The following is a 15,469-nucleotide window of genomic DNA, read 5'->3' on the forward strand; positions in this document are numbered from 1 at the left end:
GTCCTACCGCGTCACCGCGAAGTTCCGCAGGATCGCCGCCGTCAGCTGGGGGTCGCCCTCCGTCTTCACCCGGTCCGCCACCGCGTCCGCCGTCACCCGGCCGCAGGCCAGGCGCACATACGTCTCCCAGTCCAGGGTGAGCGAGGCGGCGGGCCCGAGCGCGGGGGCCGTCTCCAGGGTGCCGCGGCCCTGGATGTCGACCCGGATGGTGCGCAGGAACTCGATGGGACCGTGCACGTCGAAGACGATCGCCGAACTGCGCGGCGCGTCCGCCCGTTCGGCCACGACCGCGGGCAGCTCGCCGAGGAGCCAGTCCCGCGCGATGTGCGCGCCGGGGGAGTCCAGGTTGCCCGGCCGGCCGAGGGCCGCGCGCAGGTCCTGCTCGTGCACCCACACGTTGAACGCGTGGGACCGCATGGACTCCTCCAGCGTCAGCTCGGTGCCGAGCGGACCGCGCACCTTGGTCCCCGGGTCCCGGGACTCGTTGCGCAGCTGGCGGTTGCGGCGGATGATCACGTACTCCAGCTCGGAGGTCATCTCCGGCGCCGTGTGGTGGCGGCGCACGTCGACCTGCATCTCCATGTAGCGCTGGTGGTCGTTGGTGACGTGGAACAGGTCGCGCGGCAGCGTGTGGATGGGCCGGGGGTCGCCGAGCATCTCGCAGTCCAGTCCCATGACATGGGAGACGATGTCGCGGACCGACCAGCCGGGGCACGGCGTCCGCCGGTTCCACTCTCCCTCCACAAGTGGCCCCACCAGCTCGGATATCGCTTCGATGGAATGGGTCCAGGCGTCGGCGTAGGGCTGGAGGGTGGGATGCAGACTCACGGAACGGGACCCCTCGGCGGTCGGTACACGGGCGGTTGGTGGCGGCTTTGCCAGTGGGAGGTGGCTGCACTCGGCGCGGTCTTGAGACTCCCCCCGTTCTCGGCTGCGCTCGAACCGGGGGGACCCCCAAGTTACGCTGCTGTGAGGCACCCCGGCAGTGCTTTCGTGTGACGATCGTAGGCCCGTATCAGCGGCTCGAATGCCAGGACGGTGGTAGTGTGCGCGCCTCTCTCATCCAGATCGCCGTAGAAGAGGGCGAATCGGTCGAAGTACGTCGCAGGCGTGTGGCGTCCCTGGTGCGGGAACAGGCCGGGGCCGACCTGGTCGTGCTGCCGGAGCTGTGGACCACGGGCGCCTTCGCCTACGAGGAGTTCGGCACCGAGGCCGAGCCGCTGGAGGGGCCCACTTGTGAGGCCATGGCCAAGGCGGCGAGCGACGCGGGCGTGTGGCTGCACGCCGGCTCGATCCCCGAACGGGACCCCGAGGGGCCGCTCTACAACACCTCGCTGGTCTTCTCGCCGTCCGGGGACCTGGCCGCCGCCTACCGCAAGATCCACCGGTTCGGCTTCGACAAGGGCGAGGCCGTGCTGATGGGCGCGGGGCGCGAACCGGTGACGGTCCGGCTGCCCGGGACGACGCTCGGCGTCGCCACCTGCTACGACCTCCGTTTCCCCGAGCTGTTCCGTGCCCTCGTCGACGCCGGCGCCGAGACCCTGGTGATCCCGGCGGGCTGGCCGGAGCGCCGCCGGGCGCACTGGACGCTGCTGGCCCGGGCGCGGGCGGTGGAGAACCAGGCGTTCGTGCTCGCCTGCGGGACGGCCGGGACCCACGCGGGAGTTCCGCAGGCGGGTCACTCGATCGTGGTGGACCCCTGGGGCGAGGTGCTGGCCGAGGCCGGAGCCGGCGAGGAGGTCCTCACCGTGGACTTCGACCCCGCGAAGGTCGCCACGACCCGGGAGCTGTTCCCGGCCCTGAAGGACCGCGTGCTGGGCCTGGCGCCCCCGCGCCGGGCCTGACCCGGCCCTTCGGCCGTCAGTCGTCCCGTTCCTTCTCCGCCAGGTGGATCACGCACACCGCCACCGCGATCAGCAGCGCCGGATCGGCGTCGTCGCGGACGATGTCGACGCCGTAGGTCTCCCGGACGTGCAGCCAGCGCCGGGAGACGACCGCGAGCAGCTCACCGTCGTACTCGACGGCGAACTCGCGGTCGAGGATCTTGCCGCTGACGTCGAGTTCGGAGCCGTCGGCCAGGGACACCCGGTAGTGGTTGCGCAGCAGGGACAGGCGCTTGCGCTTGATGGTGGCCAGGGCCTGACCGTCCCGTTCGATCACCATCGTGTCGCGGATGGCCAACATCTTCTGGTGGATGTCGATCAGGACCCGCCCCCGGGTGTCCTTCAGCTCGAAGGTGTCCCGCAGGCGCATGGCCTTGCCGTCGACGAGGAACGCCTTGTCGCCGCGCTCGTCCTCGATCCAGTAGTCCTCGCCGAAGCCGAGGAGCCGGTCGCGTACCTGGAATCTCATGTCCTCACCCCTTCCCCGGCCGCGGGCCCGGAACGCCGGCGGTAGGCCGACGGGCTGACGCCCCCTCGGCGCCGCACGCGGCCGCGCCGGCACCTGACCGGGCCCCGTACCCGACCGGGACGGGGAGTGTCCGGCAGATGAACTTCGCTCGCATGCGCGGCAGTTGTCCAACCAAAGGCAGGATCTCCGAGTCGGACCAGAGGCAGGGCGCACAGCGCCGCACTTTCCTCACGGAGGTCCCGACATGCTCTCTCGTCCCGTCCGCCGCCGGGTGACCCGCACCGTCCCGGCGGCGGCCCTCGTCCTCGGCACGGCCCTGGCCGTCCCGCTGGCCCTCCCCGGCACCGCCGGCGCCGCGGCCGCGTCGGCCGGCGCCTCGGTCAACCAGTACGACTGGCAGCTCACCTACCGGGCCGCCGCCGGCCAGGCGAACAAGGCCGCCGTCACCGCGTCGCTCACCGCCGACAGGACGGGCATCACGTACCTGATCGACGACGTCGTCCCGATCGCCGCGGGCCACGACTGCGTCCACCCCGCCGCCTCGGACCTCACCAAGGTCTCCTGCACCGTCACCTTCGTGGACAGCCAGGACCCCTACCCGGGCGTGATCGTGGACCTCGGCGACGGCAACGACACGCTCAGGTACGCCAACGGCACCGACCAGATCTACACCTACGCCGAGGTCACGCTGGGCGCCGGCAACGACCGCGCGACCGACTCCGGCCGCCTCGACGGGGCGTACGTCTCCGGCGGCACCGGCAACGACACGATCACCGTGGGAGCGGAGGGCCTGGCCTGGGGCGGGGACGGCAAGGACACGATCACCGCGAGCGGCGGCGACAACATCGTGCAGGGCGGCCGCGGTGACGACGTGCTGCACGGCGGGAACGGCGCCCAGTACCTCTCCGGCGACGACGGCAACGACACCGTCACCGGCGGAACCGACGCCGACAGCCTCTACGGCGGCAAGGGCAACGACGCCCTGTACGGAAACAGCGGCAACGACAAGCTGTACGGCAACAGCGGCAACGACCGGCTGTACGGCGGCCCCGGCAACGACGCCCTCTCCGGCGGCCCGGGCAGGGACGTCATCCGGCAGGGCTGAGCGGGGTCCGGTCGGCTGCCCCGGCCGACCGGACCCCTGTCAGACGCCGTGACGGTCGTTCGTCAGACGCCGTAGCCGTCGCTGTAGCCGTCGCGCCGGTGCGTGGCGCGCTCCTCGTCGATGACCGGCGTCGTGGGCGGTACCACCACTCGGCGCCGCCGGGCGATGCTGCTGAAGGTGCTCACGCCGATCAGACCGACGATCATGAGGATGATGCCGACCAGGTCGAGGTTCACCCCCTGCATGTGCCAGTCGGTCGCGAAAGTGAGGATGGCTCCCGCGGCGATGAGGATGATGCATCCGCCGAGGCCCATGAGTGTCGCCTCCCTGTCCGGTCCGGTGGTTCCGGACTTCCGGTCAACTCCGTGTACCCGGACACGCCCTGACCATGCGGAGGCCGTCGTTCACGTCGGGTCTATCCCTCCAGGAACGCCACGAGCGCGTTGGCCAGCAGGAACGGGTCGTCCGCGCCGCACAGTTCGCGCACGCTGTGCATCGACAGGATCGCGACGCCGATGTCGACGGTCCGGATGCCGTGCCGGGCCGCGGTGATCGGGCCGATGGTGGTGCCGCACGGCATGGAGTTGTTGGAGACGAACGACTGGAACGGCACGCCCGCCTTCTCGCAGGCCGCGGCGAACACCGCGCGGCCCGAACCGTCCGTGGCGTAGCGGTTGTTGACGTTGACCTTGAGGATGGGGCCCCCGTTGACCCGCGGGTGGTGCGTCGGGTCGTGCCGCTCCGCGTAGTTGGGGTGCACGGCGTGGCCGGTGTCGGACGACAGGCAGACCGTGCCGGCGAAGGCTCTCGCCCGGTCCTCGAAGGAGCCGCCGCGCGCGAACACCGAGCGCTCCAGCACGTTCCCGAGCAGCGGCCCGTCCGCGCCGGTGTCCGACTGCGAGCCGTTCTCCTCGTGGTCGAAGGCGGCCAGCACGGGCACGAAGGGGAGTTCGGCGCCCTGGGCGGACACGGCGGCAAGCGCGGCGACGCCCGCGTGCACGGACAGCAGGTTGTCCATGCGGGGCCCGGCGAGCAGCTCCTGGTCGCGGCCCAGGTAGGCGGGCGGCTCCACGGAGTGCGTCATCAGGTCCCAGCCGGTGACCTCGCCGGCGCCGAGTCCGGACTCCTCCTCCAGGAAGGCGATCAGGTCCCCGTCGCGCACGTCTCGGCCGAGCCCCCACACGGGCTGCAGATGACGCTGCTTGTCGAGCTTGAGGCCCTCCGCCGAGACCGAACGGTCCAGGTGGATGGCGAGCTGGGGCACCCGCAGCAGCGGGCGGTCGACGTTCACCAGGCGGGTCGAGCCGTCCCGCAGGGTGAGCCGGCCGGCCAGGCCCAGGTCGCGGTCGAGCCAGGAGTTGAGCAGGGGGCCGCCGTAGATCTCCACGGCCACCTGGCGCCAGCCGTGCGCCCCGGTGTCCGGCAGCGGCTTGACCCGCAGGTTGGGGGAGTCGGTGTGGGCGCCGACGATACGGAACGGCGTGTGGGGCGCCGCGCCTTCGGGGACGTACCAGGCGACGATCGCGCCGCCGCGCACCACGTACTTGCCGCCGGTCGTCCCGTCCCAGGCGTCCGTCTCCGCGACCTGCCGGAAACCCGCCTTCTCCAGCCGTTCGGCGGCGCTCGCCACGGCGTGGTACGGCGAGGGGCTCGCCGTCAGGAAGGACATGAGGTCGTCGGTGTGGCCGCGGTCGAAGCGGGGGGATTCGCTCATGGGGTTCACCTTAACGACGTGACAAGGCCCGCTCCGCGCGTACCGGAGTACGGGGAGCGGGCCCTTGTGGGGGGTGGGGGTGACTAGAAGGCGGCCTCGTCCAGCTCCATCAGGTCCAGGTCGACGTTCTCGGCGAGCTTGCGCGCGCCGGTGACGCCCGGCAGGACGTTGGCGGCGAAGAACTTCGCCGCCGCGATCTTGCCCTGGTAGAAGGCCTTGTCCTTGGCGGAGGCGGAGGAGAGCCTCTCGGCGGCGACGGCGGCGCCCTTGAGGAGCAGGTAGCCGACGACCACGTCACCGGAGGCCATGAGCAGGCGGGTGGTGTTCAGGCCCACCTTGTAGATGTTCTTGGTGTCCTGCTCGGTGGCCGCGAGGTCGGTCAGCATCAGGCCGACGATCGCCTCCAGCTCGACGGCCGCCTTCGCCAGGTGCTCGCGGGCGCCCGCCAGCTCCTCGCCGCCGGTGCCGAGGGCGAGGAACTTCTTGATGTCCTCGGCGAGGGAGTTCAGCGCGGCGCCCTGGTTGCGGACGATCTTCCGGAAGAAGAAGTCCTGGCCCTGGATCGCGGTCGTGCCCTCGTACAGGGTGTCGATCTTGGCGTCGCGGATGTACTGCTCGATCGGGTACTCCTGCAGGAAGCCGGAGCCGCCGAAGGTCTGCAGCGACTGGGCGAGCTGCTCGTAGCCCTTCTCCGAGCCGTAGCCCTTGACGATCGGCAGGAGCAGGTCGTTGAGCGCGTGCTCGGTCTTGGCGTCCTCGCCGTTCGCCTCCTTGATCTGGATGGCGTCCTGGATCGAGGCGGTGTACATCACGAGCGCGCGCATGCCCTCCGCGTACGCCTTCTGCGTCATCAGCGAGCGGCGCACGTCGGGGTGGTGGGTGACGGTGACCTTGGGCGCGGTCTTGTCCATGAAGTTCGCCAGGTCCGGACCCTGGACGCGCTCCTTGGCGTACTCCAGCGCGTTCAGGTAGCCCGTCGACAGCGTGGAGATGGCCTTCGTGCCGACCATCATGCGGGCGAACTCGATGATCCGGAACATCTGGCGGATGCCGTCGTGCTTGTCGCCGATCAGCCAGCCCTTGGCGGGGTGCCGGTCGCCGAACGTCATCTCGCAGGTGTTGGAGGCCTTCAGGCCCATCTTGTGCTCGACGTTCGTGGCGTAGACGCCGTTGCGCTCGCCCAGCTCGCCGGTCTCGAAGTCGAAGAGGTACTTCGGGACGAGGAAGAGGGACAGGCCCTTGGTGCCGGGGCCGGCGCCCTCGGGGCGGGCGAGGACGTAGTGGAGGATGTTCTCCTCCATGTCGTGCTCACCGGAGGTGATGAAGCGCTTCACGCCCTCGATGTGCCAGGAGCCGTCCTCCTGCTGCACGGCCTTGGTGCGGCCGGCGCCGACGTCCGAACCGGCGTCGGGCTCGGTGAGCACCATCGTGGAGCCCCACCGCTTGTCCACGGCGATCTTCGCGATGTGCTTCTGCACGTCGTTGCCCTCGTCGAAGAGGATGCCGGCGAACGCCGGGCCGGAGGCGTACATCCACACGGCCGGGTTCGAGCCGAGCAGCAGCTCCGCGTAGGCCCAGATCAGGGAGCGCGGCGAGGTGGTGCCGCCGATCTCCTCGGGCAGGCCCAGGCGCCAGTACTCCGACTCCATGAAGGCGTTGTAGCTCTTCTTGAAGGAGGCCGGGACGGGCGCGGTGTTCGTCTCGGGGTCGAAGACCGGGGGGTTGCGGTCGGCGTCCGCGAAGGACTCCGCCAGCTCGTTCTCCGCGAGCCGGGTCAGCTCCTCGAGGATGCTCTTGGCGGTCTCCGCGTCCATCTCCGCGAACGGGCCGGAGCCGTACACCTGGTCCCGTCCGAGGACTTCGAACAGGTTGAACTCGATGTCGCGGAGATTCGACTTGTAGTGCCCCATGGCGACAGCTCCGTAAGAGAGATCGGCGAGGCACTGACGTGGATCCTCGCGCCTGCTTCTAGTTCACGTACCAACAAGTAGCTCCGATGATGCTACCCGTCGGTAATAAGAAGCAACCCCGTTCCGGACATCTGTGACCGAGCCCTCGTGCGGGGTCAGTAGTCTGTGGGGCATGTACGGCTACGACCAGAACGTTGGGGCCCAGCAGCAGTACGGCGTCCCGCCGCAGCAGCAGATGCCGGGCGGGTACGGCCAGCAGCCGCCGCTGTACCCCGAGCCGTCCCCGCCCTCCCTGGCGGACGCGGTGCGCGCCTTCACCACCGGCCAGATGTCGGCGGAGGACTTCCAGCAGGTCTTCGCCACGTCCAAGGTGTACTGCCCGCGCGGCGACAACCCCGGCTTCCTCGCCCTGCACAACACCCAGCAGCCGGTGATCCCGATGTTCACCTCCCTCAAGGAGCTGCGCCGGTACGCCGGCAAGGAGTCCAAGTACTTCGTGATCACGGGCGCCGAGGTGATCGACCTCCTGCCGACCGGCTACGGCTTCGTCCTGGACATGGAGGGCGAGCACCGGATGGTGTTCGACGCGAAGGCGGTGGAGCAGATGGTGGAGTTCGCGATGAGACGCATGTATGGCTGACGCCATTGCCGCGCGCGGGTGGAGCCCGGAGGGAATGCCCTCCGGGCTTCTTCTGTTGTGGGGTAGCAGAAAGTTCAATGCTCAACTAAACTGGCCGCACAAGGAGGTACCGACATGCCTGCAGTGACCGTCGAGAACCCGCTGACCCTGCCCCGCGTCGCCGCGCCGGCCGACGCCGTGGCGCGTCCCGTGCTCGCCGTCACGACCGCGCCGAGCGGTTTCGAGGGCGAGGGCTTCCCGGTGCGCCGGGCGTTCGCCGGGATCAACTACAAGCACCTCGACCCGTTCATCATGATGGACCAGATGGGCGAGGTGGAGTACGCGCCGGGCGAGCCCAAGGGCACCCCCTGGCACCCGCACCGCGGCTTCGAGACCGTCACCTACATCATCGACGGGATCTTCGACCACCAGGACTCCCAGGGTGGCGGCGGCACCATCACCAACGGCGACACCCAGTGGATGACGGCCGGCTCCGGCCTGCTCCACATCGAGGCCCCGCCGGAGTCGCTGGTGATGTCCGGCGGTCTCTTCCACGGCCTGCAGCTGTGGGTGAACCTCCCGGCCAGGGACAAGATGATGGCGCCGCGCTACCAGGACATCCGCGGCGGCAACGTCCAGCTGCTCACCACCCCCGACGGCGGCGCGCTGCTGCGGGTCATCGCCGGTGAGCTGGACGGCCACCAGGGCCCCGGCATCACCCACACCCCGATCACGATGATCCACGCGACGCTCGCGCCGGGCGCGGAGCTCACCCTGCCGTGGCGGGAGGACTTCAACGGCCTGGCGTACGTCCTGGCCGGGCGGGGCACGGTCGGCACCGAGCGGCGTCCCGTCCACCTCGGCCAGACGGCGGTCTTCGGCGCCGGTTCCTCGCTCACCGTCCGCGCGGACGAGAAGCAGGACAGCCACACCCCGGACCTGGAGGTCGTGCTGCTGGGCGGACAGCCGATCCGTGAGCCCATGGCCCACTACGGCCCGTTCGTCATGAACACCCGCGAGGAACTGCAGCAGGCCTTCGAGGACTTCCAGAAGGGGCGGCTGGGCACCATCCCGGCCGTGCACGGGATGACCGAGGGCGGCCTGTAGGACGGCACGGCCCGCAAGGCGGGTACGCAGGCCACCGAGGAGGCGGACACCCTACGGGGTGACCGCCTCCTCGGCCTCGTAGAGCTCGAACCAGATGCTCTTGCCCTCGCCCCGCGGGTCGACGCCCCACGCCTGGGCGAGCAGTTCCATCAGGACCAGTCCGCGGCCGGAGGAGGCCAGCTCCCCGGGGCGGCGCTTGTGCGGCAGGTCGTCGCTGGTGTCGTTGACCTCCACGCGCATCCGGCGGCTGCCCACCTCGCCGCGGACCTCGGCCAGCAGCAGGGCGTCGGCGTCGGTGTGGACCAGGACGTTCGTCAGCATCTCCGAGAGCAGCAGCACCGCCGAGTCGATCTGGTCCTGCGAGCGCCAGTCGTGCAGCAGCTCGCGCAGATGCTGCCGGGCCACCGCCACCCGCTCCGGCTCGGCCTGGGCGACGGACAGCATCGTGCGCCGGACCTGCGGGGCCGCCGCCGGCACCGGGAAGCCGCAGCCCTCTCCCGGCCGGCACAGCAGCACCACCGCTATGTCGTCCTCGCGGCGGTCGGCGAGCGGGCCCGTGGTGTGGTGCGAGGACGGGCCGTGCACGCCCTGGACCAGGGCGTCGGCGAGTTCCTCCAGGTCCCCCTTGTGGTCCTCCAGGATCTCGCGGATGCGCTGCCAGCCGCTGTCCAGGTCGTGCCCGCCGGTCTCGATGAGGCCGTCGGTGCAGATCAGCATCGTTTCGCCGGGTTCGAGGGCGAAGCGGGTGGTGGGGTAGTCGGCGTCCGGGTCGATGCCGAGCGGCAGCCCGCCCGCGGTCGGGCGGGCCAGCACCGTGCCGTCGGCGAGCCGGATCGCCGGGTCCGGGTGACCGGCCCGGGCGATGTCGAGGGTGCCGGTGGCCGGGTCCGCCTCGACATACAGGCAGGTCGCGAAGCGCGGGTCGAGCAGCTCGCCGTCGCCGTCGGTCATGCCGTGCAGGAAACGGGAGGCGCGGGAGAGGACCGCGTCGGGGCGGTGCCCCTCGGAGGCGTAGGCGCGCAGGGCGATGCGGAGCTGGCCCATGAGCCCGGCGGCGCGCACGTCGTGGCCCTGCACGTCTCCGATGGCCAGCGCGAACCGGCCGCCCGGCAGCGGGATCATGTCGTACCAGTCGCCGCCGACCTGGAGGCCGCCGCCGGTGGGGACGTAGCGGGCGGCGACGGTCATGCCCGGTATCTGCGGGCCGAGCGTCGGCAGCATCGAGCGCTGCAGGCCGTCGGTGAGGGCGCGCTCGGTCTCGGCGGTGCCGGCGCGCGAGAGGGCCTGGGCGAGCATGCGGGCGACGGTGGTCAGGACCGAGCGCTCGTCGGGGGTGAAGGCGACCGGGTAGGCGAAGGACGCCATCCAGGCGCCCATCGTGCGGCCCGCGACGATCAGCGGCAGGAACGCCCAGGACTGCCGGCCGAAGCTCTCCACCAGCTGCCACATCACGGGGTAGCGGGCCTTGTAGTCGGACGGCGTCGACAGATAGACGGCGCGGCCGGTGCGTATGACCTCGGCCGCCGGATGGTCCGTGTCCAGCGGCATCGCGGAGAACGGGGTCTCGTCGCCGGGCTGGTAGCCGTGCAGGCCGACGACGGTCACCCGCTCGCCCTCGGTGCCGAAGACCGCCAGTCCGTCCGGGGAGAAGCCCGGCATCGACAGACCCGCCGCGACCCGCAGCACCTCCTCCGTCGACCGCGCCTCCGCCAGCGCCCGGCCCGCGTCCAGCAGGAACGCCTCCCGGGAGCGCCGCCAGTCACCGGTGACGGCGCTGCGCCCGGCCGGGGTGCCCGGCGTCGGCTCGGTGACCTCCTGCAGGGTGCCGATCAGCTGGAAGGCGTGCCGCTCCTTGTCGTACGACGGTTTGGAACGGGAGCGGACGACGCGCAGCACCCGGCCGTGCTCGTCCATGATCCGGATGCGGACCTCGGCGAGGGTGCGCTCGGCGACGGCGAGACCGACCACGCTGATGATCTCGTTCCAGTCCACGGGGTGCAGCCGGGCCCGGGCCTGCGCCTCGGTGAGCGTGGTCTGCTCCGCGGGCAGCCCGAGCAGCCGTGCCGCCTCGGCGTCGACCGTGACGAGCTCGGAGGCGGTGTCCCAGGTCCACAGGCCGGTCGCGAGGGTGGCGAGGACCTCCCCCACGGGCGGCAAGGGCTCGCCAGTGCGCATTGCCCCACTTTATGGAGAGGTGATCGAGGAGTGCCACCGATCCGACCGAGGAGTGCCGCTCGTCACGCGGATGTCAAGACGGCCTCGAAAGGGTGGGGAGCCGAGCTTGGGGCGGCCGGTACCCTTGGGAGGTCCGGGCCCTGCGCCCGTTCATGCCGGGCGGTCTTCCCGGCGCACACCACCCCACCACGAAGGACGATGAACGACGATGCATCGGTACAGGTCCCACACCTGCGGCGAGCTCCGCTCCTCTGACGTCGGCACCGACGTCCGGCTGAGTGGCTGGCTGCACAATCGGCGCGACCTGGGCGGCATCCTCTTCATCGATCTGCGCGATCACTACGGCATCACGCAGCTCGTCGCCCGTCCCGGCACCCCCGCGTACGAGGCCCTGGACAAGCTCTCCAAGGAGACCGTCGTCCGTGTCGACGGCCGCGTTGTTTCACGTGGAACCGAGAACGTGAACGCCGAGCTGCCCACCGGCGAGATCGAGATCGAGGTCGGCGAGGTCGAGGTGCTGGGCACCGCCGCCCCGCTGCCCTTCACGATCAACGCCGAGGACGGGGTCAACGAGGAGCGGCGCCTGGAGTACCGCTTCCTGGACCTGCGCCGCGAGCGCATGCACAAGAACATCATGCTGCGTACGGCGGTCATCTCGGCGATCCGGCACAAGATGACGGCGCTGGGCTTCAACGAGATGGCGACCCCGATCCTGTCGGCGACCTCCCCCGAGGGCGCCCGCGACTTCGTGGTCCCCTCCCGCCTGAACCCGGGCAAGTTCTACGCCCTGCCGCAGGCGCCGCAGCAGTTCAAGCAGCTGCTGATGATCTCCGGCTTCGACCGCTACTTCCAGATCGCGCCCTGCTTCCGCGACGAGGACGCCCGCGCGGACCGCTCGCCGGGCGAGTTCTACCAGCTCGACGTCGAGATGAGCTTCGTCGAGCAGGAGGACGTCTTCCGCCCCATCGAGCAGCTGATGACCGAGCTGTTCGAGGAGTTCGGCAACGGCCGTCACGTCACCTCGCCGTTCCCCCGCATCCCCTTCCGCGAGGCGATGCTGAAGTACGGCTCCGACAAGCCGGACCTGCGCGCCCAGCTGGAGCTCGTCGACATCACCGACATCTTCGAGGGCTCGGAGTTCAAGGCCTTCGCCGGCAAGCACGTGCGCGCGCTGCCGGTGCCGGACGTCTCCGCGCAGCCCCGCAAGTTCTTCGACCAGCTCGGTGACTTCGCCGTCTCGCAGGGCGCGAAGGGCCTGGCCTGGGTGCGGGTCGCCGAGGACGGTTCGCTCTCCGGCCCGATCGCGAAGTTCCTCACCGAGGAGAACGTCGCCGAGCTGACCAAGCGCCTGTCGCTGGCCGCCGGGCACGCCGTGTTCTTCGGCGCGGGCGAGTTCGACGAGGTCTCCAAGATCATGGGCGCGGTCCGGGTCGAGGCCGCCAAGCGCGCCGGGCACTTCGAGGAGGGCGTCTTCCGGTTCTGCTGGATCGTCGACTTCCCGATGTACGAGAAGGACGAGGAGACCGGCGCGATCGACTTCTCGCACAACCCCTTCTCCATGCCGCAGGGCGGCCTGGAGGCCCTGGAGACCCAGGACCCGCTGGACATCCTGGGCTGGCAGTACGACATCGTCTGCAACGGCGTCGAGCTGTCCTCCGGCGCGATCCGGAACCACGAGCCCGAGATCATGCTGAAGGCCTTCGAGATCGCCGGCTACGACCGCGACACCGTCGAGGAGAAGTTCGCGGGCATGCTGCGCGCCTTCCGCTTCGGCGCCCCGCCGCACGGCGGCATCGCCCCCGGCGTCGACCGCATCGTCATGCTCCTCGCGGACGAGCCGAACATCCGCGAGACCATCGCCTTCCCGCTCAACGGCAACGCCCAGGACCTGATGATGGGCGCGCCGACGGAGCTGGAGGAGGCGCGGCTGAAGGAGCTGCACCTGTCGGTGCGCAAGCCGCAGCCGAAGTAACCCCGAGCGGCCCCGAAGGGCCCGAGGCCGACACCGGTCCCGGGCCCTTTCGCCTGCCCGCCCCCTTGGACGCCGAGGCCGGGGCCTCCTGGGGCGCGGGCACCTAGGTGTCGTAGGAGCCGTCCCAGGGTGGGGAGAAGAACAGGCGGTCCGGGTAGAGCTCGGCCCAGCTGCCCTCCTCGTCCTCGCCGGTCACCAGGCCGAACACCACGTCGTCGACGGTGACCTGGAACGGTCGTATCGCGATGTCCGTGTAGGAGCGGCGGGGCAGGCTGCGCAGGAGTTTCGCCAGATGGACGCGGGCGCGCTGGAGGACCGACGCGTCACCGTCCGGATCCTGCAGCTGCTCGGCCCAGGTGCCCGCACACCAGATCTCCGAGTCGCGGTAGCGGCCCTCGAAGTCGAAGGTGTGCAGGACGGTGTAGAGACGTTTGTGCTCTTCCCAGCCGTGGTCGAGACGGAATCCGGCGGGGAAGGCGTACGTGAGCGACGCCAGGAACTGCCCCTCGGAGTACCGGCCGATGGACTCGGTCCGGCTCCTGGGCTCGTAGGCGATCGGGACGACTTCGGGCACTGCCATGGCGGAACAATACGGGGCTCGGAAAGCTGTTCGGCTTTCCGAGCCCCGTCTCCACGGTTCCTACGCGTGTGTCACTGCCCGGGCTCGCCGCCGAAGCGCTTCTTGTAGGCCTCGAGGTCCTCGTCCGTGAGCTTGGCGAACAGCACCGGCGGGACCGTGAACGGGGTGCCGGCCGGGACGGCGGTGAGGGCACGGGCCTCGTCCGCGGTGACCCAGGACGCGATGTCGCCGTCGAGGGAGAACGCCTGGCGCATGGCGGCCGACGTCGCCGGGATGAACGGCTCCGAGACCACCGCGTACAGGTGGATCAGGTTCATCGCGGTGCGCAGGGTGAGGGCCGCGCCGTCCTTGTCCGTCTTGATCTCCAGCCAGGGGGCCTTCTCCTCCAGGTAGGAGTTGCCGGCCGACCACAGGGCGCGCAGGGCCGCGGCGGCCTTGCGGAACTGGAGGGACTCCATGTGGGACTCGTACTCGGCGAGGAGCTCCGCGATCTGCCCGCCCAGCTTCGTCTCCGCCTCGCCGGGCTCGCCGCCCGCGGGGACCTCGTCGCCGAAACGCTTGCGGGAGAAGGACAGCACGCGGTTGACGAAGTTGCCGAGGGTGTCGGCCAGGTCCTTGTTGACCGTGGCCGTGAAGTGCTCCCACGTGAAGGACGAGTCGTCGGACTCGGGGGCGTTGGCGATGAGGAAGTAGCGCCAGTAGTCGGCCGGGAGGATCTCCAGCGCCTGGTCGGTGAAGACACCGCGCTTCTGGCTGGTGGAGAACTTCCCGCCGTAGTACGTCAGCCAGTTGAAGGCCTTGACGTAGTCGACCTTCTTCCACGGCTCGCGCACGCCCAGCTCGGTGGCCGGGAACATCACGGTGTGGAAGGGGACGTTGTCCTTGGCCATGAACTCCGTGTAGCGGACGTCGGTGTCGACGTCGTACCACCACGACTTCCAGTCGCGGTTCGCCGGGTCGAGGTCCGCCCACTCCTTCGTCGCGCCGATGTACTCGATCGGGGCGTCGAACCACACGTAGAAGACCTTGCCCTCGGCCGCCAGCTCCGGCCAGGTGTCCGCCGGGACCGGCACGCCCCAGTCCAGGTCGCGGGTGATCGCGCGGTCGTGCAGGCCCTCGTTCAGCCATTTGCGGGCGATGGAGGAGGCCAGCTGCGGCCAGTCGTCCTCGTGCCGGGCGACCCAGGCCTCGACCTTGTGCTGCAGCTTGGACTGCAGGAGGAAGAGGTGCTTGGTCTCGCGGACCTCCAGGTCGGTGGAGCCGGAGATCGCCGAGCGCGGGTTGATCAGGTCGGTCGGGTCCAGGACGCGGGTGCAGTTCTCGCACTGGTCGCCGCGGGCCTTGTCGTAGCCGCAGTGCGGGCAGGTGCCCTCCACGTAGCGGTCCGGCAGGAAGCGGCCGTCCGTGGGGCTGTAGACCTGGCGGATCGCCCGCTCCTCGATGAAGCCGTTCTCGTGGAGGCGGCGGGCGAAGTGCTGGGTGATCTCGACGTTCTGCGCGCTGGAGCTGCGGCCGAAGTAGTCGAAGGCGAGCGCGAAGCCGTCGTAGACCGCCTTCTGCGCGTCGTGCGCCTGCGCGCAGAAGTCCGCGACGGGCAGGCCCTGCTCCTTGGCCGCCAGCTCGGCGGGGGTGCCGTGCTCGTCCGTCGCGCAGATGTAGAGGACGTCGTGGCCGCGCTGGCGGAGGTAGCGGGAGTACACGTCCGCCGGGAGCATGGACCCCACCATGTTGCCCAGGTGCTTGATTCCGTTGATGTACGGAAGGGCGCTGGTGATGAGGTGTCGAGCCATCGGGGGCTGCTCCCAGGTCGGTTTCGTTGCTGCGATTGCGAACCTTGAAATCGTAGCCGACATGTGTATGCCGCCCGCTCCTCGTTTTACGGGCTGAGAAGCGGGCGGCAGGGGTTGGGGGAGGGGTGAGGGTGGGGGGCGGGTG

General features: G+C 70.3%; 13 protein-coding genes. 5 read left to right on the top strand and 8 right to left on the bottom strand.

Annotation, left to right across the window (positions count from 1 at the left end; genetic code table 11):
* Positions 1-3: 3 nt before the first annotated feature.
* Positions 4-828: a maleylpyruvate isomerase family mycothiol-dependent enzyme gene (locus M8J74_RS09645; RefSeq protein ID WP_058924235.1), complete on the bottom strand. Its 825-nt coding sequence runs from the start codon at positions 826-828 to the stop codon at positions 4-6.
* A 218-nt stretch (positions 829-1,046) separates the two neighbouring features.
* Here M8J74_RS09645 and M8J74_RS09650 point away from each other — a divergent pair, with 218 nt between their 5' ends.
* The gene (locus M8J74_RS09650) at positions 1,047-1,844 is read left to right on the top strand and encodes a carbon-nitrogen family hydrolase (RefSeq protein WP_249835974.1); all 798 of its coding nucleotides are present in this window, start codon (positions 1,047-1,049) and stop codon (positions 1,842-1,844) included.
* Between the two features lie 16 nt (positions 1,845-1,860).
* Here the strand turns inward: M8J74_RS09650 and M8J74_RS09655 are convergent, their stop codons facing one another.
* A complete protein-coding gene (locus M8J74_RS09655; protein ID WP_249835975.1) occupies positions 1,861-2,352 on the bottom strand; it encodes an LURP-one-related/scramblase family protein in 492 nt (163 codons plus the stop codon).
* 244 nt (positions 2,353-2,596) lie between these two features.
* Here M8J74_RS09655 and M8J74_RS09660 point away from each other — a divergent pair, with 244 nt between their 5' ends.
* Positions 2,597-3,457 (top strand): calcium-binding protein, encoded by an 861-nt coding sequence (locus tag M8J74_RS09660; protein WP_249835976.1) that lies wholly within the window; start codon positions 2,597-2,599, stop codon positions 3,455-3,457.
* Between the two features lie 62 nt (positions 3,458-3,519).
* On the opposite strand, the gene M8J74_RS09665 is transcribed toward M8J74_RS09660, so the two are convergent.
* From M8J74_RS09665 to M8J74_RS09675, 3 genes are all read right to left on the bottom strand, one after another.
* The gene (locus tag M8J74_RS09665) at positions 3,520-3,771 is read right to left on the bottom strand and encodes a DUF6458 family protein (protein ID WP_058924231.1); all 252 of its coding nucleotides are present in this window, start codon (positions 3,769-3,771) and stop codon (positions 3,520-3,522) included.
* Positions 3,772-3,872: 101 nt separating this feature from the next.
* Complete coding sequence (locus M8J74_RS09670; protein WP_249835977.1) at positions 3,873-5,171, bottom strand: M18 family aminopeptidase; 1,299 nt, start codon at positions 5,169-5,171, stop codon at positions 3,873-3,875.
* Positions 5,172-5,254: 83 nt separating this feature from the next.
* A complete protein-coding gene (locus M8J74_RS09675) occupies positions 5,255-7,081 on the bottom strand; it encodes an acyl-CoA dehydrogenase (protein ID WP_249835978.1) in 1,827 nt (608 codons plus the stop codon).
* A 172-nt stretch (positions 7,082-7,253) separates the two neighbouring features.
* On the opposite strand from M8J74_RS09675, the gene M8J74_RS09680 reads away from it, so the two are divergent.
* Both M8J74_RS09680 and M8J74_RS09685 read left to right on the top strand, forming a co-directional pair.
* On the top strand, positions 7,254-7,721 hold the full coding sequence (locus tag M8J74_RS09680) for an SseB family protein (RefSeq protein WP_058924228.1): 468 nt from the start codon (positions 7,254-7,256) through the stop codon (positions 7,719-7,721).
* Positions 7,722-7,835: 114 nt separating this feature from the next.
* Entirely contained in the window at positions 7,836-8,807 is a 972-nt protein-coding gene (locus tag M8J74_RS09685) for a pirin family protein (protein ID WP_058924227.1), read from the top strand.
* Between the two features lie 51 nt (positions 8,808-8,858).
* On the opposite strand, the gene M8J74_RS09690 is transcribed toward M8J74_RS09685, so the two are convergent.
* Positions 8,859-10,982 (bottom strand): SpoIIE family protein phosphatase, encoded by a 2,124-nt coding sequence (locus M8J74_RS09690; protein ID WP_249835979.1) that lies wholly within the window; start codon positions 10,980-10,982, stop codon positions 8,859-8,861.
* A gap of 208 nt (positions 10,983-11,190) precedes the next feature.
* Between M8J74_RS09690 and aspS the strand changes: the two genes are divergently transcribed.
* Positions 11,191-12,954, top strand: a complete 1,764-nt coding sequence (gene aspS / locus M8J74_RS09695) for an aspartate--tRNA ligase (RefSeq protein ID WP_249835980.1) — start codon at positions 11,191-11,193, stop codon at positions 12,952-12,954.
* A 103-nt stretch (positions 12,955-13,057) separates the two neighbouring features.
* Here the strand turns inward: aspS and M8J74_RS09700 are convergent, their stop codons facing one another.
* Both M8J74_RS09700 and metG read right to left on the bottom strand, forming a co-directional pair.
* Positions 13,058-13,534, bottom strand: a complete 477-nt coding sequence (locus M8J74_RS09700; protein WP_249835981.1) for a hypothetical protein — start codon at positions 13,532-13,534, stop codon at positions 13,058-13,060.
* 71 nt (positions 13,535-13,605) lie between these two features.
* The gene (gene metG, locus M8J74_RS09705; protein WP_249835982.1) at positions 13,606-15,324 is read right to left on the bottom strand and encodes a methionine--tRNA ligase; all 1,719 of its coding nucleotides are present in this window, start codon (positions 15,322-15,324) and stop codon (positions 13,606-13,608) included.
* Positions 15,325-15,469 lie beyond the last annotated feature (145 nt).

Source organism: Streptomyces panaciradicis (assembly GCF_023516615.1).
Lineage (GTDB): Bacteria > Actinomycetota > Actinomycetes > Streptomycetales > Streptomycetaceae > Streptomyces > Streptomyces panaciradicis.